General features: G+C 68.3%; 14 protein-coding genes and 1 tRNA gene. 7 read left to right on the top strand and 8 right to left on the bottom strand.

Annotation, left to right across the window (positions count from 1 at the left end):
• Positions 1-38 precede the first annotated feature (38 nt).
• The 5 genes from pssA to V8Z80_RS20290 form a co-directional block, all read right to left on the bottom strand.
• Complete coding sequence (gene pssA / locus V8Z80_RS20310) at positions 39-809, bottom strand: CDP-diacylglycerol--serine O-phosphatidyltransferase (protein WP_155196991.1); 771 nt, start codon at positions 807-809, stop codon at positions 39-41.
• 4 nt (positions 810-813) lie between these two features.
• Positions 814-1,482: a phosphatidylserine decarboxylase gene (locus tag V8Z80_RS20305; protein WP_336063273.1), complete on the bottom strand. Its 669-nt coding sequence runs from the start codon at positions 1,480-1,482 to the stop codon at positions 814-816.
• Between the two features lie 173 nt (positions 1,483-1,655).
• Positions 1,656-2,672, bottom strand: coding sequence for a ketol-acid reductoisomerase (gene ilvC, locus V8Z80_RS20300; protein ID WP_155196989.1), 1,017 nt, complete (start codon positions 2,670-2,672; stop codon positions 1,656-1,658).
• 72 nt (positions 2,673-2,744) lie between these two features.
• Positions 2,745-3,236: an acetolactate synthase small subunit gene (gene ilvN, locus V8Z80_RS20295; RefSeq protein WP_155196988.1), complete on the bottom strand. Its 492-nt coding sequence runs from the start codon at positions 3,234-3,236 to the stop codon at positions 2,745-2,747.
• A 10-nt stretch (positions 3,237-3,246) separates the two neighbouring features.
• Positions 3,247-4,965 carry an acetolactate synthase 3 catalytic subunit gene (locus tag V8Z80_RS20290; protein ID WP_336063272.1) on the bottom strand — a complete coding sequence of 573 codons (1,719 nt, stop codon included), beginning with the start codon at positions 4,963-4,965 and terminating at the stop codon, positions 3,247-3,249.
• Between the two features lie 434 nt (positions 4,966-5,399).
• Here V8Z80_RS20290 and V8Z80_RS20285 point away from each other — a divergent pair, with 434 nt between their 5' ends.
• From V8Z80_RS20285 to V8Z80_RS20270, 4 genes are all read left to right on the top strand, one after another.
• On the top strand, positions 5,400-7,652 hold the full coding sequence (locus V8Z80_RS20285; protein ID WP_336063271.1) for an FUSC family protein: 2,253 nt from the start codon (positions 5,400-5,402) through the stop codon (positions 7,650-7,652).
• Between the two features lie 141 nt (positions 7,653-7,793).
• Positions 7,794-8,573, top strand: a complete 780-nt coding sequence (locus tag V8Z80_RS20280) for a citryl-CoA lyase (protein WP_155196985.1) — start codon at positions 7,794-7,796, stop codon at positions 8,571-8,573.
• A gap of 10 nt (positions 8,574-8,583) precedes the next feature.
• Positions 8,584-10,209: a class I adenylate-forming enzyme family protein gene (locus V8Z80_RS20275; protein ID WP_155196984.1), complete on the top strand. Its 1,626-nt coding sequence runs from the start codon at positions 8,584-8,586 to the stop codon at positions 10,207-10,209.
• Between the two features lie 73 nt (positions 10,210-10,282).
• A complete protein-coding gene (locus V8Z80_RS20270; protein ID WP_155196983.1) occupies positions 10,283-11,293 on the top strand; it encodes a Bug family tripartite tricarboxylate transporter substrate binding protein in 1,011 nt (336 codons plus the stop codon).
• Between the two features lie 34 nt (positions 11,294-11,327).
• Here V8Z80_RS20270 and V8Z80_RS20265 read toward each other — a convergent pair whose 3' ends face one another.
• From V8Z80_RS20265 to V8Z80_RS20255, 3 genes are all read right to left on the bottom strand, one after another.
• Positions 11,328-12,128, bottom strand: a complete 801-nt coding sequence (locus V8Z80_RS20265) for an IclR family transcriptional regulator (RefSeq protein ID WP_155196982.1) — start codon at positions 12,126-12,128, stop codon at positions 11,328-11,330.
• 6 nt (positions 12,129-12,134) lie between these two features.
• The gene (gene yaaA, locus V8Z80_RS20260) at positions 12,135-12,908 is read right to left on the bottom strand and encodes a peroxide stress protein YaaA (RefSeq protein ID WP_336063270.1); all 774 of its coding nucleotides are present in this window, start codon (positions 12,906-12,908) and stop codon (positions 12,135-12,137) included.
• Between the two features lie 117 nt (positions 12,909-13,025).
• Positions 13,026-13,808: a 3-hydroxybutyrate dehydrogenase gene (locus V8Z80_RS20255; protein WP_336063269.1), complete on the bottom strand. Its 783-nt coding sequence runs from the start codon at positions 13,806-13,808 to the stop codon at positions 13,026-13,028.
• 142 nt (positions 13,809-13,950) lie between these two features.
• On the opposite strand from V8Z80_RS20255, the gene V8Z80_RS20250 reads away from it, so the two are divergent.
• The 3 genes from V8Z80_RS20250 to V8Z80_RS20240 all read left to right on the top strand — a co-directional run bounded on the left by V8Z80_RS20250 (position 13,951) and on the right by V8Z80_RS20240 (position 16,873).
• Positions 13,951-15,243, top strand: a complete 1,293-nt coding sequence (locus V8Z80_RS20250) for an NYN domain-containing protein (RefSeq protein WP_442952011.1) — start codon at positions 13,951-13,953, stop codon at positions 15,241-15,243.
• A 172-nt stretch (positions 15,244-15,415) separates the two neighbouring features.
• A tRNA-Ser gene (locus tag V8Z80_RS20245) sits at positions 15,416-15,506 on the top strand.
• A gap of 164 nt (positions 15,507-15,670) precedes the next feature.
• Positions 15,671-16,873, top strand: a complete 1,203-nt coding sequence (locus tag V8Z80_RS20240; RefSeq protein ID WP_336063268.1) for a tyrosine-type recombinase/integrase — start codon at positions 15,671-15,673, stop codon at positions 16,871-16,873.
• The last annotated feature ends 289 nt before the right edge of the window (positions 16,874-17,162 follow it).

Here is a 17,162-nt window from a genome sequence, read left to right as displayed (position 1 = left end):
CTCAATCTGGATGGATATAACCTCTTGACACTTCACAGCTAGCCCTCGCCGCGCCGCCCCATCTGCAGGCGCCGCGCGCGGTTCCAGCGCCAGCCCCACGCCACCCAGCCCGACAGGCCGTACACCACGAACAGGCCGAACAGCACGATGGGCGGATCGCTGGAGACGAACACGAACACCGCCACCACCACCAGGATCACCCAGAAGGGCACGCTGCGCCCCAGCGCGAAGGACTTGCCGCTGTAGAACGGCGCGTTGCTGACCATGGACACGCCGGCATACAGCGTCAGTCCGAAGGCCGTCCAGGCCAGCACCGGGCTGGTCATGGACAGGCGGTTGTCCACCGCCAGCCAGACGAAGCCGGCCACCAGCGCGGCGGCCGCGGGGCTGGGCAGCCCCTGGAAGAAGCGTTTGTCGATGACCGCGATGTTGGTATTGAAGCGCGCCAGCCGCAGCGCCGCGCCGGCCACGTAGACGAAGGCGGCCAGCCAGCCCCAGCGCCCCAGGTCGTTGAGCGCCCATTCGTAGATGACCAGCGCCGGCGCCACGCCGAAGGAGGTCATGTCCGACAGCGAGTCGTACTGCTCGCCGAAGGCCGATTGCGTGTTGGTCAGCCGCGCCACGCGCCCGTCCATGCCGTCGAGCACCATGGCCACGAAGATGGCGATGGCGGCGGCCTCGAAGCGCCCATTCATGGCCTGCACGACCGCATAGAAGCCGGCGAACAGCGCCGCCGTGGTGAAGGCATTGGGCAGCAGGTAGATGCCGCGGTGCCGGCGTTCGGGATCGCGAAAGGAAGCGTTGGGCATGGTGTCAGCTCTGGGATTCGATAAGGGGCAGGTCGGCCAGCACGGTGCTGGTGGCGGTGACCTTGTCGCCCACGGCCACGCGCGGGCGGGCCTGGCGCGGCAGGTAGACGTCCACGCGCGAGCCCAGCGGCGTGTAGCCGCAGCGCTGGCCGCGCGCCAGGGCGTCGCCTTCGCGCACCTGGCAGGCCACGCGCCGGGCCAGCGGGCCGGCCACCAGCACGCAGGTGATGCGATGGCCCTGCACGCCGTCGATCAAGAGGGCCGTGCGGTCGTTCTCCAGCATGGCGCGCGCGCGCCGCGTATCGCCGTAGCCGCCCGGCTCGTGCGCCAGGCCCGCCAGCGTGCCGCCCACCGGCGCGCGGCAGGCCGGCGAGACGAAGGGGCCCACCAGCAGGCTGATGCGCAGCGCATCGCGCTCGGAGAACTCGTCGCGCGCCGGCTCGATGCCGATGACCCGGCCATCGGCCGGGGCCAGCACCGCGCCGGGCGCATCGGGCGCCAGCCGGGCCGGGTCGCGCAGGCACAGCAGCGCCAGGCCGGCGATGAGCCACAGGAACCAGGCGGCGGCAAAGCCCCAGACCAGCGTGGCCAGCAAGGCAAGCGCGAGCATGCCGCCGGCGAAGGGCCAGCCTTCGCGCGCGATGGGGGGATGGGGGTAGGCGGGCTTGTTCATCAGGGGTGAAGATTAACAAGAAACCGCGCCGCCGCCGTCGCGCACGCGCCGCGCGGGGCGGATAAAGCACTACGGGAGGCAGGCGCCTCCCGTAGTAGCCTGGCCGGCGCCGCGGCCGGCCGCGCGAGCTGCCCGTCAGGCCGCAGCGGCCGGACACGGGCGGCCAGCACGGATCAGTTCTTGCTCTGGTCCACCAGCTTGTTGGCGGCGATCCAGGGCATCATGGCGCGCAGCTTGGCGCCGACCTGCTCGATCTGCGATTCGGCGTTGATGCGGCGGCGCGAGGTCAGCGTGGGGGCGCCGGCGGCGTTCTCCAGGATGAACTTCTTGGCGTACTCGCCGGTCTGGATGTCCTTGAGCACCTCGCGCATGGCGCGGCGGGTGTCCTCGGTGATCATCTTCGGGCCGGTCTCGTACTCGCCGAACTCGGCGTTGTTCGAGATCGAGTAGTTCATATTGGCGATGCCGCCCTCGTAGATCAGGTCCACGATCAGCTTGAGCTCGTGCAGGCACTCGAAGTAGGCCATCTCGGGCGCGTAGCCGGCCTCGACCAGCGTATCGAAGCCGGCCTTGATCAGCTCGACGGTGCCGCCGCACAGCACGGCCTGCTCGCCGAACAGGTCGGTTTCGGTCTCTTCGCGGAAGTTGGTCTCGATGATGCCGGCACGTCCGCCGCCGTTGGCGCTGGCGTAGGACAGCGCGATGTCGCGCGCCGCGCCCGACTTGTCCTGGTAGACGGCCACCAGGTGGGGCACGCCGCCGCCCTGGCTGTAGGTGCTGCGCACGGTGTGGCCGGGCGCCTTGGGCGCGACCATGATGACGTCGATATCGTCGCGCGGCACGACCTGGCCGTAGTGCACGTTAAAGCCGTGGGCGAAGGCCAGCGCCGCGCCGGCCTTGATGTTGGGCGCCACTTCCGACTTGTACACCTGGGCGATGTTCTCGTCGGGCAGCAGCATCATGACCACGTCGGCGGCCTTGACGGCCTCGGCCACTTCCTGCACCTGCAGGCCGGCGTTGGCGGCCTTGTTCCACGAGGCGCCGCCGCGGCGCAGGCCCACCACCACCTTCACGCCCGAGTCGTGCAGGTTCAGCGCATGGGCATGGCCCTGCGAGCCGTAGCCGATGATGGCAACCGTCTTGCCCTTGACCAGGGACAGATCGCAATCCTTGTCGTAGAAAACCTTCATGAAAAACCTCTCCTGAATGTCGAATGTTCGATGTCGTCGTTGTTGGTATGAATCGCCGGATTGCGCCGGCCCCTAGAGCTTGAGCACCCGCTCGCCGCGCCCGATGCCCGATACGCCGGTGCGCACGGTCTCCAGGATGGCGCTGCGGTCCAGCGCGTCGATGAAGGCCTGGATCTTTTCCTGCACGCCGGTCAGCTCGATGGTGTAGGACTTGTCGGTCACGTCGATGATGCGGCCGCGGAAGATGTCGGCCATGCGCTTCATCTCCTCGCGTTCCTTGCCGACCGCGCGCACCTTGATCAGCATGAGCTCGCGCTCGATGTGCGCGCCCTCGGTCAGGTCCACCACCTTGACCACGTCCACCAGCCGGTTCAGGTGCTTGGTGATCTGCTCGATCACCTCGTCCGAACCGATCGTGACCACGGTCAGGCGCGAAAGCGTCGGGTCCTCGGTCGGCGCCACGGTCAGCGTCTCGATGTTGTAGCCGCGTGCCGAGAACAGCCCCACCACGCGCGAGAGCGCGCCGGGCTCGTTTTCCATCAGCACGGAAATCACGTGTTTCATGTTCTCGCTCCTACAGATCTTCCGAACCGAGCAGCATCTCGGTCAACCCGCGCCCGGCCTTGACCATCGGCCAGACGTTCTCGGTGCGATCGGTGATGAAGTCGAGGAACACCAGCCGGTCCTTGTGCCGGAAGGCCTCGCGCAGCGCCGGCTCGACGTCGGCGGGCTTTTCCACGCGGATGCCCATGTGGCCGTAGGCCTCGGCCAGCTTGACGAAGTCGGGCAGCGAGTCCATGTACGACTCGGAATAGCGCGAGCCGTAGTCGATCTGCTGCCACTGGCGCACCATGCCCAGGTAGCGGTTGTTCAGGCAGATGATCTTCGGGCTCAGGTGGTACTGCTGGCAGGTCGAGAGCTCCTGGATGTTCATCTGGATGGAGGCCTCGCCCGTGATGCAGGCCACGTCCTGGCCCGGGTTGGCCATCTGCACGCCCATGGCGTAGGGCAGGCCCACGCCCATGGTGCCCAGCCCGCCCGAGTTGATCCAGCGGCGCGGCTTGTTGAAGCGGTAGTACTGCGCCGCCCACATCTGGTGCTGGCCCACGTCCGAGGTGACGAAGGCCTCGCCGCCGGTCACTTCCCACAGCTTCTCGACCACGAACTGCGGCTTGATCAGCTCGTCCGAGGCGGCATAGGCCAGGCACTTCCTGTCGCGCCAGCCCTCGACCTGCTGCCACCAGCGCGCCAGCGTGGCCTTGGTGGGCCGCGCATCGGCCGGCGTGGCCTCGTATTGCGCGATCAGGTCGTTGAGCACGTCCTTGACGTTGCCCACGATGGGCACGTCCACGCGCACCCGCTTGGAAATCGACGAGGGGTCGATGTCGATGTGGATGATCTTGCGCGGATTCTGGGCGAAGTGCCTGGGATTGCCGATCACCCGGTCGTCAAAGCGCGCGCCGATGGCCAGCAGCACGTCGCAGTGCTGCATGGCCATGTTGGCCTCGTAGGTGCCGTGCATGCCCGGCATGCCCAGGTAGTGGGGGTTGCTGGCCGGCAGCGCGCCCAGGCCCATCAGCGTGTTGGTGCAGGGCGCGCCCAGCAGCTCGACCACGCGCGCCAGTTCGGCCGAGGCATCGGACAGGATCACGCCCCCGCCCGTGTAGATCATCGGCCGCTCGGCCGAGAGCAGCATCTGCACGGCCTTCTTGATCTGGCCCTGGTGCCCCTTGACCACCGGCGCGTAGGAGCGCATGACGATGTCCCCGCGCTTGGGCGTGAACTTGCAATGCGCCACGGTCACGTCCTTGGGGATGTCCACCAGCACCGGGCCGGGGCGGCCGGTGCGCGCGATGTGGAATGCCTTGCGCAGGGTCTCGGCCAGGTCCTTGACGTCGCGCACCAGGAAGTTGTGCTTGACGCAGGGCCGGGTGATGCCCACGGTGTCGCACTCCTGGAAGGCGTCCTCGCCGATGGCGTGCGTGGGCACCTGGCCGGTGATGATCACCATCGGGATGGAGTCCATGTAGGCCGTGGCGATGCCGGTGACGGCATTGGTCACGCCCGGCCCGCTGGTGACCAGGCAAACGCCTACCTTGTCCGAGGAGCGCGAATACGCGTCGGCGGCGTGCACGGCGGCCTGTTCGTGGCGCACCAGCACGTGCTGGAATTTGTCTTGCTTGAAGATTGCGTCGTAGATGTACAGCACAGCGCCGCCCGGATAGCCGAAAACGTGTTCCACGCCTTCTTCGGCCAGGCAGCGCACGACGATGTCGGCGCCATTGAGTTCCATGAAATTCCTTTCATAACCGGCTTTGCCCCCCCGACCGCTGCCCGCCCGGATTGCGGCGGCAGCCTGAATCGGCCCGGCTGCGGCAGCATGACCCGGCGCTTTGCGGCTCACGGAGCCGCTCCACCCGGACACCCTGCCGATCCGGCCCGCGTTCGTCGAGAACGCATCGCACGCGCCCCTTCCGGCATGGAAACGGGGACGCTCTGGATCGAAACGGAAGCCCCGGCACCATCGCTTTTGGCGGGGCCGCAGGCAAGATAAAAAGACTGGCGCATCTGCCCGGATGATGGCCCGGGCAGCAGCTTGTCAGCGCCCCCGCCCGGGATCCCGGAACGGCGGCAAGGCGACAGACTTTACAGGGTTGCGCAAAGTTCGGCAAATGCGGCCCGGCCGATTCCCTATACTGTGCGGCATCCTTACCACGCCGGTTGCCCATGGATCTGCGCCTGACCCACCTGCACCGCTTCGTCTACAGCCATTTCTTCTTCGGCGGAGTGCGGCAGGCGGTGGGCATGCTCGCGCCGGTGCTGCTGCTGGGCGGGTTGTTCAACCAGTACGCGGTGGGCCTGGCCGCCACCTTCGGCGCGCTGTGCGTGGCCATCATCGACCAGCCCGGCCCCCACTGGCACCGCCGCAACGAGATGCTGGGCGGCAGCCTGCTGGGCACGGCCACCGTGGCGCTGACCGGCATCGCCTCGTCCCACCCGGTGGCGATCTGGCTGGCCGTCATCGCGCAGTGCTTCGCCTTTTCCATGTTCTCGGTATTCGGGCGCAAGGGCAGCCAGATCGGCTTTGCCTGCCTGCTGCTGATGACGCTGACCATGCACGCGCCGCTGACGATGAACGAAGCGGCCGTGCATGCGGCGGCCACGCTGGGCGGCGGGCTGTTCTACCTGCTGTTCAGCACCCTGGTCAGCCGCCTGTCCAACCTGCGCGAAGAGCAGCAGGCGCTGTCGCTGGCCCTGTTCGCCACCGCCGAATACGTGGCGGCGCGCGCGGCCTTCTACGACGTGGACAACGACCTGGAGGACTGCTATCGCACCATGATCCGGCGCCAGTCGGCGATGACCGAGAAGCACCAGGCCGCGCGCGACATGGTGCTGCGCGTGCTGCCGCGCGGCGCCGGGCCGGGCGACCGGCGCCGCATCATGCTGTGGAACCTGTTCGTGGACATGATCGCGCTGCTCGATACGCTGATCGCCACGCACACCGACTATGCCACCTTGCGCCGCGCGCTGCGCGAGGCCGACGTGCTGCTGTTCGCGCGCGATGCCCTGCGCAAGATGTCGCTGGAGCTCGAGCACGTGGCGCTGGCCGTCTCGCGCAACCGCCGTGCCGAGCATCGCACCAGCGTCAAGGCCGAGCTGCGCGCCATCGAATACGAACTGGAACAGCTGCGCCAGCAGGGCTGGCCCGAGCGCGACCCGGAGGTCTACGCCCTGCTGGTGCAGGTGCAGCGCCGCCTGCGCAACGCGGCGCGCGTGGTGGACCGGCTGTACGAGCACACGCGGGCCGCGGCCGACGCCCTGCCGCAAGGCCGCCTGCGGCTGGACAAGTCGCTGAGCCGGTTCCTGTCGCGCCAGGAGTTCCGGCTGGGCATGATCACCAGCAACCTGCGGCTGGATTCGCCGCATTGCCGCTTCGCGCTGCGGGTGACGCTGGCCGCGTCCATCGCCATGACGCTGACCGCCTTCGTGCCCACGCTGCAGCCGCACGGCTACTGGATCGTGCTGACCATCCTCATCATCATGAAGCCGGGCTTTGCCCTGACCCGCCAGCGCAACGGCTGGCGGCTGCTGGGCACGCTGCTGGGCTGCGCCCTGGCCGTGGGCGCCTTCGAGCTGACCGACGAGCCCGGCGCCCTGTTCGCCATCATGGTGGCGGCCTGCATCATGGGCAACAGCCTGCTGCTGGTCAACTACATGGCCAGCTCGATCTTCAACACGCTGTTCGTGCTGCTGGCCTTCCATTTCATCTCGCCGGGCACGCTGGCGGTGGTGGGCGAGCGCGCCATCGACACCATCGTGGGCTGCGCCATCGCGCTGGCCTGCAGCTACGTGCTGCCCTGGTGGGAATACCGCTACATGGCGCCGCTGGCCCGCGCGGCGCTGTCGGCCAACCGGCAGTACCTGCGCGCCGGCCTGCGCTATGCCGCGGTCATGCAGGCCCGGCACGCCGCCAGCGAGCCAGGGGTCAGCGCAGCCCCGGCCCAGGCCGGGCCCGGCGACTTCGCGGCGCAGGCCCCTGCCGACGTGCAGAGCGCCGATTTCGCCTTCCAGCTGGCGCGCAAGAACGTGCACGTGGCCTTCGGCAACATGGCCGAGGCCTTCTATCGCATGATGAACGAGCCGCGCTCGCGCCAGCGGCACGTGCCCGAAGTCAACAACCTGCTGATCCAGAACCACATCCTGGCCTCGCAGATCGCCGCCACCGTGCCCTTGCTGGCCGACCTGCCGGCCACGCCGCCGGGCATCGGCAAGACGCTGGAACAGGTCCAGGCCCTGCTGGACGAAGAAGCGCTGCCCGGCACCCTGGAGCCAGTGGCCATCGAAACCGACGGCGACCTGGCGGCGCTGGCCTATCCGGTCAGACAGATGGCCAAGGCCGCCCAGCTGATCCGCAACGAGCTGGGCACGCTGGAGGCGGCCGACGGCCCTGTCCCGCCGCCCAGGGCCAAGGCCGCCTGAAGGCGCGCCGCCGCGTCGCCCCGCCCGCCCTGCGGCGGTTTCCCCCGCATTGACACGCCGCCCGGCCCGTCTCACAATACATGCGTGATACGAAAATAATTTCGTATAGCGAACGAATAGCGAACAAATAAAGGGAAAATCATGGCCTCCAAGGGGACACACAGCGCCATCGCCCAGGTGCGCGCAGACGCCATCACCGTCCGCGGGCAGGATCTGTGCAAGGACCTGATCGGCAAGGTGGGCTTTACCGATTACTTCCTGCTGCTGCTGACCGGGGAGCGCCCCACGCCCAGGCTCTCGCGCATGGTCGATGCCTGCCTGGTGGCGATTGCCGAGCATGGGCTGGTGCCTTCGATACAGGCCGCCCGCATGACCTACGCCGCCGCGCCGGACGCCTTGCAAGGCGCGGTCAGCGCCGGCCTGCTGGGCTGCGGCTCGGTCATCCTGGGCGCCTCGGAGACGGCGGGCCAGATGCTGGCCCGGATCCTCGGCGAGGCGCAGGACGGCGAGCTCCAGGCCGCGGCGCTGGCCCACCTGAAGCAGCTGCGCCAGGCCAGGCTGCCGCTGCCCGGCTTCGGCCACCCGGTGCACCGCCAGGCCGATCCCCGCGCGCAGCGCCTGCTGGCCCTGGCGCAGGAAGAAGGCGTGGCGGGCCGCCACGTGCAGGCGCTGCGGGCCGTCGAAGGCCAGGTCCAGGCCGTGTATGGGCGCTTTCTGCCCATGAACGTCTCGGCCGCCATCCCCGCGGTGCTGCTCGATGCCGGGTTCCCGCTGCCGGCCTTGCGCGGCATCCCGCTGCTGGCGCGCACCGCCTCGCTGCTGGGCCATCTCATGGAAGAGCGCGAGCAGCCCCTGGGCTTTCGGCTGGCCGAACTGGCCGAGGCCGGCCTGCAGGACGGCCCTGGCGCGGCATCGGCCTGAAGGAGACGCCATGCCCGCCCCCTGCCCCGCCCTGATCGAACCGGCCGACGTGGTCGGCCGCTATCCCGCGCACGGCTACACCCTGCCCGGCCTGCTGCAAAGCCGGGCGGCCGTGCTGGGCGACAAGCCCTGCCTGGAATTCGAGCACGCCCGCTGGAGCTACGCACAGCTCGATGCCCGGATGCGGCGCACCGCCGCCTGGCTGGCCGCGCGCGGCGTGCGGGCCGGGGACCGCGTGGGCGTGTACTCGGCCAACCACCCTAGCACCGTATCGCTGCTGCTGGGCCTGGCCTGGCTGGGCGCCGTGATGGTGCCGGTCAACCCGGAATTCGGGCCGGCCGAGGCCGCCTATGTCTTTGCCAACGCGGACGTGTCGGGCGTGGTGTGCGCAGGCGACCGGTACGAGCGGACCATGCTCGCCTGCGCCGACCTGCCGCGCCAGCCCTGGATCGTCGCCAACGAACCCCTGGACGGGGCGCCCGGCCTGGCCGCCGAGATCGACGCGTGCAGCGCGCCGTTGCCCGCCTGCGCCGCCGCCCCCGAGGCCCCCTGCGTATTCATCTACACCTCGGGCACCACCGGCTCGCCCAAGGGCGCCATGCACGGCCAGCGCGGCTACGTGCTGACCGCCGAAGCCTTCGTGGTGCGCCTGTACCTGCAGCCCCACGACCGGGCGATGTGCGTGCTGCCGCTTTTTCACATCAACGCGCTGTTCTATTCCCTGGGCGGCACGCTGGCGGCCGGGGCCACGCTGGTGCTGGTGCGGCGCTTCTCCGCCTCGGCGTTCTGGCGCGTGGCCGCCGCCTCGCGGGCCACGACGGTCAATCTCATCGGCGCGGCCGCCACCATCCTGGCCAAGCGCCCGCGCGAGGAATTCGACGCCGGCCATGCGTTGACCAAGGCCTTCGTGGCGCCCCTGGATGCCTTCCTGCTCAAGACCTTCCAGGAAGAATTCCACCTGCCCACGCTGATCGAATGCTATGGCATGACGGAAATCCCCGGCGTGCTGTCCAACCCCTTCAAGGGCCCGCGCAAGCTGGGCAGCATGGGCTGCGTCTCGCCGCACCTGGACCCGGTGCTGCCGCAGCCCGAACTGCGGGTGGTCGATGCGCAGATGCGCGACGTGCCGCCCGGCACGCCCGGCCAGCTGCTGGTGCGCACCCCCACCCTGATGCTGGGCTACTTCCGCGACCCCGAGCGCACCGCCGCCGCCTTTCACGATGGCTGGTTCCTGACGGGCGACATCGCCTGGCAGGACGAGGACGGCTACTACTGGTTCGTGGCGCGCCAGAAGGACATCATCCGCGTGCGCGGCGAGAACGTGGCCGGCGCCGAGCTGGACCGGGTGCTGTCGATGCACCCCGACATCCTGGAGGCCGCGGCCATCGGCGTGCCCGCGCCGCTGGGCGAGGAGGACATCCTGGCGGTCGTGGTGCCGCACCCCCAGGCCCGCCTGGATGCCCAGGAAGTGGCCCGCTGGGTGGCCAGCCACCTGGCGCCCATCAAGGTTCCGCGCTACGTGGTGTTTACCGAGACCCTGCCCAAGACCGCCACCCAGCGGGTGGAGAAATTCAAGCTCAAGGCCGAGCGCGACCTGCTGGCGCGCGCGGTCCCCGTGACGGCGCAGCCGGCCTGACGGCCGGCCCGCGCTCCCGACCCCCAAGCGCCGCGGCCGCATCGCCGGCCAAAGAGCGCACCAAGGAGACATCATGAAAAACACTGCCCCACGCCGCGCCTTCGGCTTGCTGCCCGCCAAGGGGCTGCGCCTTGCGGCCGCCCTGCTGTGCGCCCCCGCCCTGGCCTTCGGGGCCGCGGCGCAGGACTACCCTTCCAAGCCCGTGCGCATCGTCGTGCCCTATGCCCCGGGCGGCGCCACCGACATCCTGGCCCGCCTGGTCGGCAAGCAGCTGGGCAACGCGCTGGGCCAGCCCATGATCGTGGAGAACATGGCCGGCGGCAACACCGCGATCGCCGCGGCCAACGTGGCCCGCGCCGCGCCCGACGGCTACACGCTGATGTTCACCAACGACGCCACCTTCGTGCTCAATCCCGCCCTGCAGCAGAAGCTGAGCTACGACATCAAGAAGGACTTCGTGCCGGTGGGCACGGTGTGCTACCTGAACCTGGGGCTGGCCGTGTCCACCCGCACGCCGGCCCAGGACCTGAAATCGCTGGCCGCCTATACGCGCGAGCAGGGCGACAAGCTCGCCTACGGCTCGTTCGGCGTGGGCAGCCACCCTCACCTGATGGGCGAGATGTACAACCAGGTGACCGGCAGCAAGCTGATCCACGTGCCCTACAAGGGTTCGGCGCCGGCGGTGACCGATGTGGTGGGGCAGCAGATCCTGATGACCTTCCCGGCCCTGGCCACGGTCCAGGGGCACATCGCCTCGGGCAACGTCAAGATCCTGGCCATTTCCGGCGAGGAGCGCTCGCCCCTGCTGCCCGAGGTGCCCACCTTCGACGAGCTGGGCTACAAGGAGCTGAACATCGGCAGCTGGTACGCCTTCTTCGCGCCCGCCGGCACGCCGCAAGCCATCGTCACGCGCATCAACGAGGCGCTGGCCAAGGTGCTGCAGGACCCGGATTTTCGCGAGCAGCTGATCAAGCAAGGCACCCAGCCCACGGCCATGACCCCGGCCGAGCTCGATGCGCTGATCGACCGCGAAACCGAGCGCACTCGCCAGATCGCCAGGATCGGCAACATCAAGATGGAATGAGCGTGCCCGCGCACCTTAGCCGGCGCGCGGCCGGCTAAGGCTGCACCGACCGGGCCAGCGCCGGATACTGGACCAGCGCGCGGTTGATCTGCTGGGCCGCGCGCCGCATGGGCGGCAGGCGCGTGGCCACCAGCGTCTCGCGGTCCACCCGCGTGGAATCGGCCGAGCAGTTGATGGCGGCGATCACCCGGCCCTCGGCGTCCTGTATCGGCACCGCCACCGCGATGGTGCCGAAGGCGATGGCGTCGTGCGCGACCGCGTAGCCGTCGCGCCGCACCTGCTCCAGGATGGCCCGCAGCTCGGCGGCCGAGCTGGGCGTCCTGGGCGTGAAGACCTCGAAAGGCGCCTGCGCCAGGTAGGCTTCGAGCCGGGCCGGGTCCATATGGGCAAGCATGGCATAGCCCGTGGAGGCCGCATGGGCGGGCATGCGCGCACCCACGTACTGGCGCAGCTGCACCGGGCGCTGGGTGGGCACGTGCGCGATATAGACGACATCGCGGCCGTCCAGGATGGTCAGCGAAGCGGCGTCGTGGAAAGCGTCGGCCAGCTCCTGCAGGTAGACCTGCGCCACCTCCTTCAGGTTCATCGACTCGACGAAGGCCGCGGCCAGCTGCAGCACGCGCGAAGTCAGCACGAAACGCCGGCCGTTCTGCTTGACGTAGCCCAGCGCCAGCAGCGTCAGCAAGGAACGGCGCACGGTCGCCGGGCTCAGCCCGGTCAGCCCGGCGATCTCGCTCAAGGTCATCTCCGGGCGCGTGCTCGAGAACGCGCGGATGACCTCCAGGCCGCGAGCCAGCGCGGTGACGAAGTCGGCGGACGCTTCGGCAGAGGACATGGACCGCTAGCCCTGCTTGCGCCGGAACACCAGCTTGTCCGGCGACGAGGCCTGCGCGTCATAGGCATAGCCCTCGCTGGCAAAGCCCTGCAGCTTCTCGGGCGTGGCCGCCTTGGTCTCGATCGCATAACGCGCCATCAGGCCGCGGGCGCGCTTGGCATGAAAGCTGACGACCTTCCAGGCGCCGCTCTTCCAGTCCTGGAACACGCACTGCACCACGCGCGCCTTGAGGGTCTTGGCCGAGACGGCCTTGAAATATTCTTCGGAAGCCAGGTTGATCACCACCGGCGTGCGCTGGGACTGCAAGCGCTCGTTCAGGTATTGCGCGATGCGCTCGCCCCAGAACTCGTACAGGTTCCTGCCCGCCTCGGTGGGCAGCCGCGTGCCCATCTCCAGCCGGTAGGGGCGCATCAGGTCGAGCGGACGCAGCACGCCGTACAGCCCGCTGAGGATGGCCACGTGCTCTTGCGCCCAATCCAGCTGCGCGGGCGAGAGGCTGGGCGCATCCAGGCCCTCGTACACATCGCCGTTGAAGGCCAGGATGGCCTGGCGCGAATCGGCCGGCGTGAACGAAGGCTGCCATTGCGCGTAACGCTCCGCGTTCAGCGCCGCCAGCGCCGGGCTCAGGTCCATCAGCTTGGCGATGTCATCGGCCGAATAGGTCTTGAGCGTCTCGATCAGGCGGGCGGCCTGGTCCACGAACAGCGGCTGGGTGTGCTGGGTGTGGCGCAGCGGCGTGTCGTAATCCAGCTTCTTGGCCGGCGAAAGCAGGAACAGCATGAGAACTCCGGAAAAAATGGGAAGGCCGCGCCGCCCGCCCTGCCCGGGCGGGGGCGCAGCCGGGCGCGCCGGGGGGCGGGCGCGGCGATGCGCGGAATTATCCCCCAGCGCAGGGCTTCAGCGCGCCGTCCAGCCGCCGTCCACCGAAATGCTGGTGCCGGTGACCTGCGCAGCCGCGTCCGAAGCCAGGTATACCGCCGTGCCGGCCAGCTGCTCGGGCGTGACGAATTGCAGCGAGGGCTGCTTCTCGGCCAGCAGCTCGCGCGCGGCCTCCTCCTGGCTGATCTTCTTGCTCTGGGCGATGGCGGTGATCTGCTGTTCGACCAGCGGCGTGCGCACCCAGCCCGGGCAGATGGCGTTGGCGGTCACGCCGCTGCCGGCGGTCTCCAGCGCCGTGGTCTTGGTCAGGCCGATCACGCCGTGCTTGGCCGCCACGTAGGCCGACTTGTTGGCCGAGGCCACCAGCCCGTGCGCCGAGGCGATGTTGATGATGCGCCCCCACTGTTGCCGCTTCATATGCGGCAGCGCCGCGGCGGTGCCGTGAAACACCGCCGAGAGGTTCAGCGCGATGATGGCGTCCCACTTCTCGACGGGGAAATCCTCGATCAGCGCGGTGTGCTGGATGCCGGCGTTGTTGACCAGGATATCGATGCTGCCCAGCTGCTCGACCGCCCCGGCCACCAGTTGGCGCACGGCCTGGCCCGACGTGAGGTCGGCGCCGTCGAACAGCGCCTTGACGCCGAACTCCTGCTCGATGCCGGCGCGCACCTGTTCGATCTGCCGGGCATCGCCCAGGCCGTTGAGCACCACGTTGGCGCCTTGCGCCGCAAAACCCTTGGCCATTGCCAGCCCGATCCCGCTGGTCGAACCGGTGACGACCGCAACCTTACCCTTGAGCATGAGACCTCCTTGGTCGGAACGTACCGGTCGATTCTAGCGCGCGGACGGTGCAGCGCAGCATGCCATCGCACCGCCTTGCGCGACGCCGGCCCGCCATGCCTTTACTATGTGCAGCTGATTCCCCTTTCTGACAGGATTTCCCATGGCATCGTCCCCCGACAGCCTGAGCATGGCCGTCTTCTGCGACTTCGAGAACGTCGCCCTGGGCGTGCGCGACGCCAAGTACGAAAAATTCGACATGCGCCCCATCCTGGAGCGCCTGCTGCTCAAGGGCAGCATCGTGGTCAAGAAGGCCTATTGCGACTGGGACCGCTACAAGGCCTTCAAGAACGCCATGCACGAGGCGAACTTCGAGCTGATCGAGATCCCGCACGTGCGCCAGTCGGGCAAGAACTCGGCCGACATCCGGCTGGTCGTGGACGCGCTGGACCTTTGCTACACCAAATCGCACGTGGACACCTTCGTCATCGTCAGCGGCGACTCGGACTTCTCGCCGCTGGTCTCCAAGCTGCGCGAGAACGCCAAGCAGGTGATCGGCGTGGGCATCAAGCAATCGACCTCGGACCTGCTGATCGCCAATTGCGACGAATTCATCTTCTACGACGACCTGGTGCGCGAGCAGGTGCGCAAGGCGGCCCGCAAGCAGGCCCAGGACAACGGCGGGCAGAACGGCGCGCGCCGCGACGAGGACAAGCGCCGCAAGGAAGACGTCGAAGCGCGCCGCAGCCAGGCCATCGAGATCGCCGTCGAAACCTTCGAGGCGCTGGCCTCCGAGCGCGGCGACACCGGCAAGATCTGGGCCTCGATGCTGAAAGAAGCCATCAAGCGCCGCAAGCCCGACTTCAACGAGTCCTACTACGGATTCCGCGCCTTCGGCAACCTGCTGGAAGAGGCCCAGGCGCGCGGGCTGCTGCAGTTCGGGCGCGACGAGAAGTCAGGGGCCTACGTATACCGGGAAGCCGGCTCGACGCCGCCGGCGGCTGCCGACAATGGCGCGGCACGCGAGGCGGCGCCAGCGCGCGAGAAGGACAGCGAGCGTGGACGGCGGCGCAACCGGGACCGGGGTGCAGACAGGGGGCCGGCCGAAGCGACGGGCGGCGCGCCGGCGGCTGCGGGCGCACCTGCGCCGGCTTCGGTCGATGCGCCCGTGCCGGCCGCACCGGTGCCGGCCATGCCGGCGGCCGGAACGGACCCGCAGCCCCCGGCGGCCGGGCCCGCCTCGCCGGGCGAAAAAAAGCGGCGCTCGCGCCGCAAGGGCGAACTGGCCCTGCCGGCCGAGACGCCCGAACCCGGCGCGCCGCCCGCGGCGGCGGCCATGGACCCGGAGCCGCCCGCCGAACCCGCTGCCGCGCCGGCCAAGCGGGCGCGCAAGCGCGCCGCCAAAACCGCCACCTCGCGCAGCCGCGCCAGCGCCAAGACGGCGGACGAAGGCTAGCCGGCCCGGGCGGCGGCGGCGCCGGCTTGCGCCGGCCTGCGTTTTTTCTGATATAGTCTCGGTCTTCGCTTTTTTCGGAAAGTGAAGATCCGGACGACTGCCCGACGACCACGGCGCCTGGCGCTGCAGGCAGTCTTCCTCCAGGCTTGGCCTGGCAGGCAAATCGGATACCGGAGAGGTGGCAGAGTGGTCGAATGTACCTGACTCGAAATCAGGCGTACGGTAACCCCGTACCGTGGGTTCGAATCCCACCCTCTCCGCCAAATTTTTGCCCAGGCAAGTCCAGGATGATGCGAAAACCCCGTAAATTCAACGATTTACGGGGTTTTTTCTTTCCAAAGGCGTCCAAGCCAGTCCGTTGCGATCCAGCGCGATTGGGGGTAGCTTTGGGGGTATCCATCGATACCCCCATATCCAGATACCCCCAATGCCGCTCACCGATCTTCAAATTCGCAAGGCAAAGCCCTCTGACAAACCGCGCAAGCTTTCTGATGGAGGCGGCCTGTACCTGCTCGTGAACCAGGCGGGCAAGTACTGGCGCTGGAAGTACCGATTCGACGGCAAAGAGAAGGTCATGGCGCTGGGGGTGTACCCCGAAGTGACCTTGGCCGAAGCCCGTGAGGCGCATCAGGCGGCGCGCAAGCTGTTGGCGGCGGGGGCAAACCCTGTCGCCGAGCGCAAGCAGCAGGTCGTCCAAGCCAAGATAACCTTCCAGCAGGTGGCGCGGAGTTGGTGGGAGCATTGGTCGCCGGCCCGAAGCGCCCGCCACGCAGAATACGTCATCCGTCGGCTGGAAAGCGACGTGTTTCCGCTCCTGGGGAATCGGCCCATCGATGAAGTCCAGGCCCCCGAACTGGTGAAGATGACCAAGGCCATCGAGGAGCGAGGCGCGCTCGACATTGCCAAGCGCTCGCTGCAAACCTGCGGACAGATATTCCGCTATGCGATCGCCCACGGCCACGCCACGCGTAACCCCGCCACGGAAATCCGGCCCAGCGACATCCTGACGACCCGCAAGAAGCAGAACTACGCCCGCCTGGACGCCAAGGAACTGCCCGAGCTGCTGCGGCACATCGAGGTCTACCAGGGCAGCAGCGTCACCCGCTTGGCGATGAAGCTCATGGCAATGACTTTTGTCCGCACCAGCGAACTCATCGGGGCTCGCTGGGAGGAATTCGACCTCGACAATGCCCGCTGGGACATCCCCGCGGAGCGCATGAAGATGAAGGCGCCGCACATCGTCCTGCTGTCGCGCCAGGCGGTCCAGTTGCTGCGCAACCTGCACACCCTGACTGGGCACCGCGCCCTGCTCTTTCCTGGCGACCGGAACCACGACAAGCCCATGTCGAACAACACCATCCTCAAGGCGCTGGAGCGCATGGGCTACAAAGGCAGGATGACCGGGCATGGATTCCGCGGCATTGCCTCGACGGTGCTGCATGAGCACGGCTGGCCGCACGAGCAGATCGAGCTGCAATTGGCGCACCAGGAACGCGACGACACGAGCGCCGCATACAACCACGCCTTGTACCTGAAGCCCCGGGCCAAGATGATGCAGTGGTGGTCGGACTATCTGGATCGGTGCATGGCGGGAGCGTCCATTACCTCGCTACGGGAAGAGGCGGCATGACCAGCTTGCCGGACAATGGCATGGGCACAAGCCATTGCGTTTTTTGCGCGGGAGTGATTCAATAGCGCCCGTCGCAGCGCGTGTCCCTCACCCCTGCGGCCGGCAAACCAGTACGGTGGGCCAGAGGCAAATCAGTCGTCTCCTAGCACCTACTCTCCAAAAGACGCAGCCCCTGCGTTGTGAGCATTTCAAGAGCGATGCTCCGCATATAAGCCCGCACCGGGTAAACCAAAAAATTCTGCTTAAAGCGCAAACCGATCCGGTCTCGGCATCGGCGCTTCGCTTCGCT

Origin of the sequence: Orrella sp. JC864, assembly GCF_037026685.1 — a bacterium.
Lineage (GTDB): Bacteria > Pseudomonadota > Gammaproteobacteria > Burkholderiales > Burkholderiaceae_B > Orrella.
The sequence above is the reverse complement of the archived record's forward strand: the minus strand, read 5'-3'. Positions and strand labels throughout refer to the sequence as shown.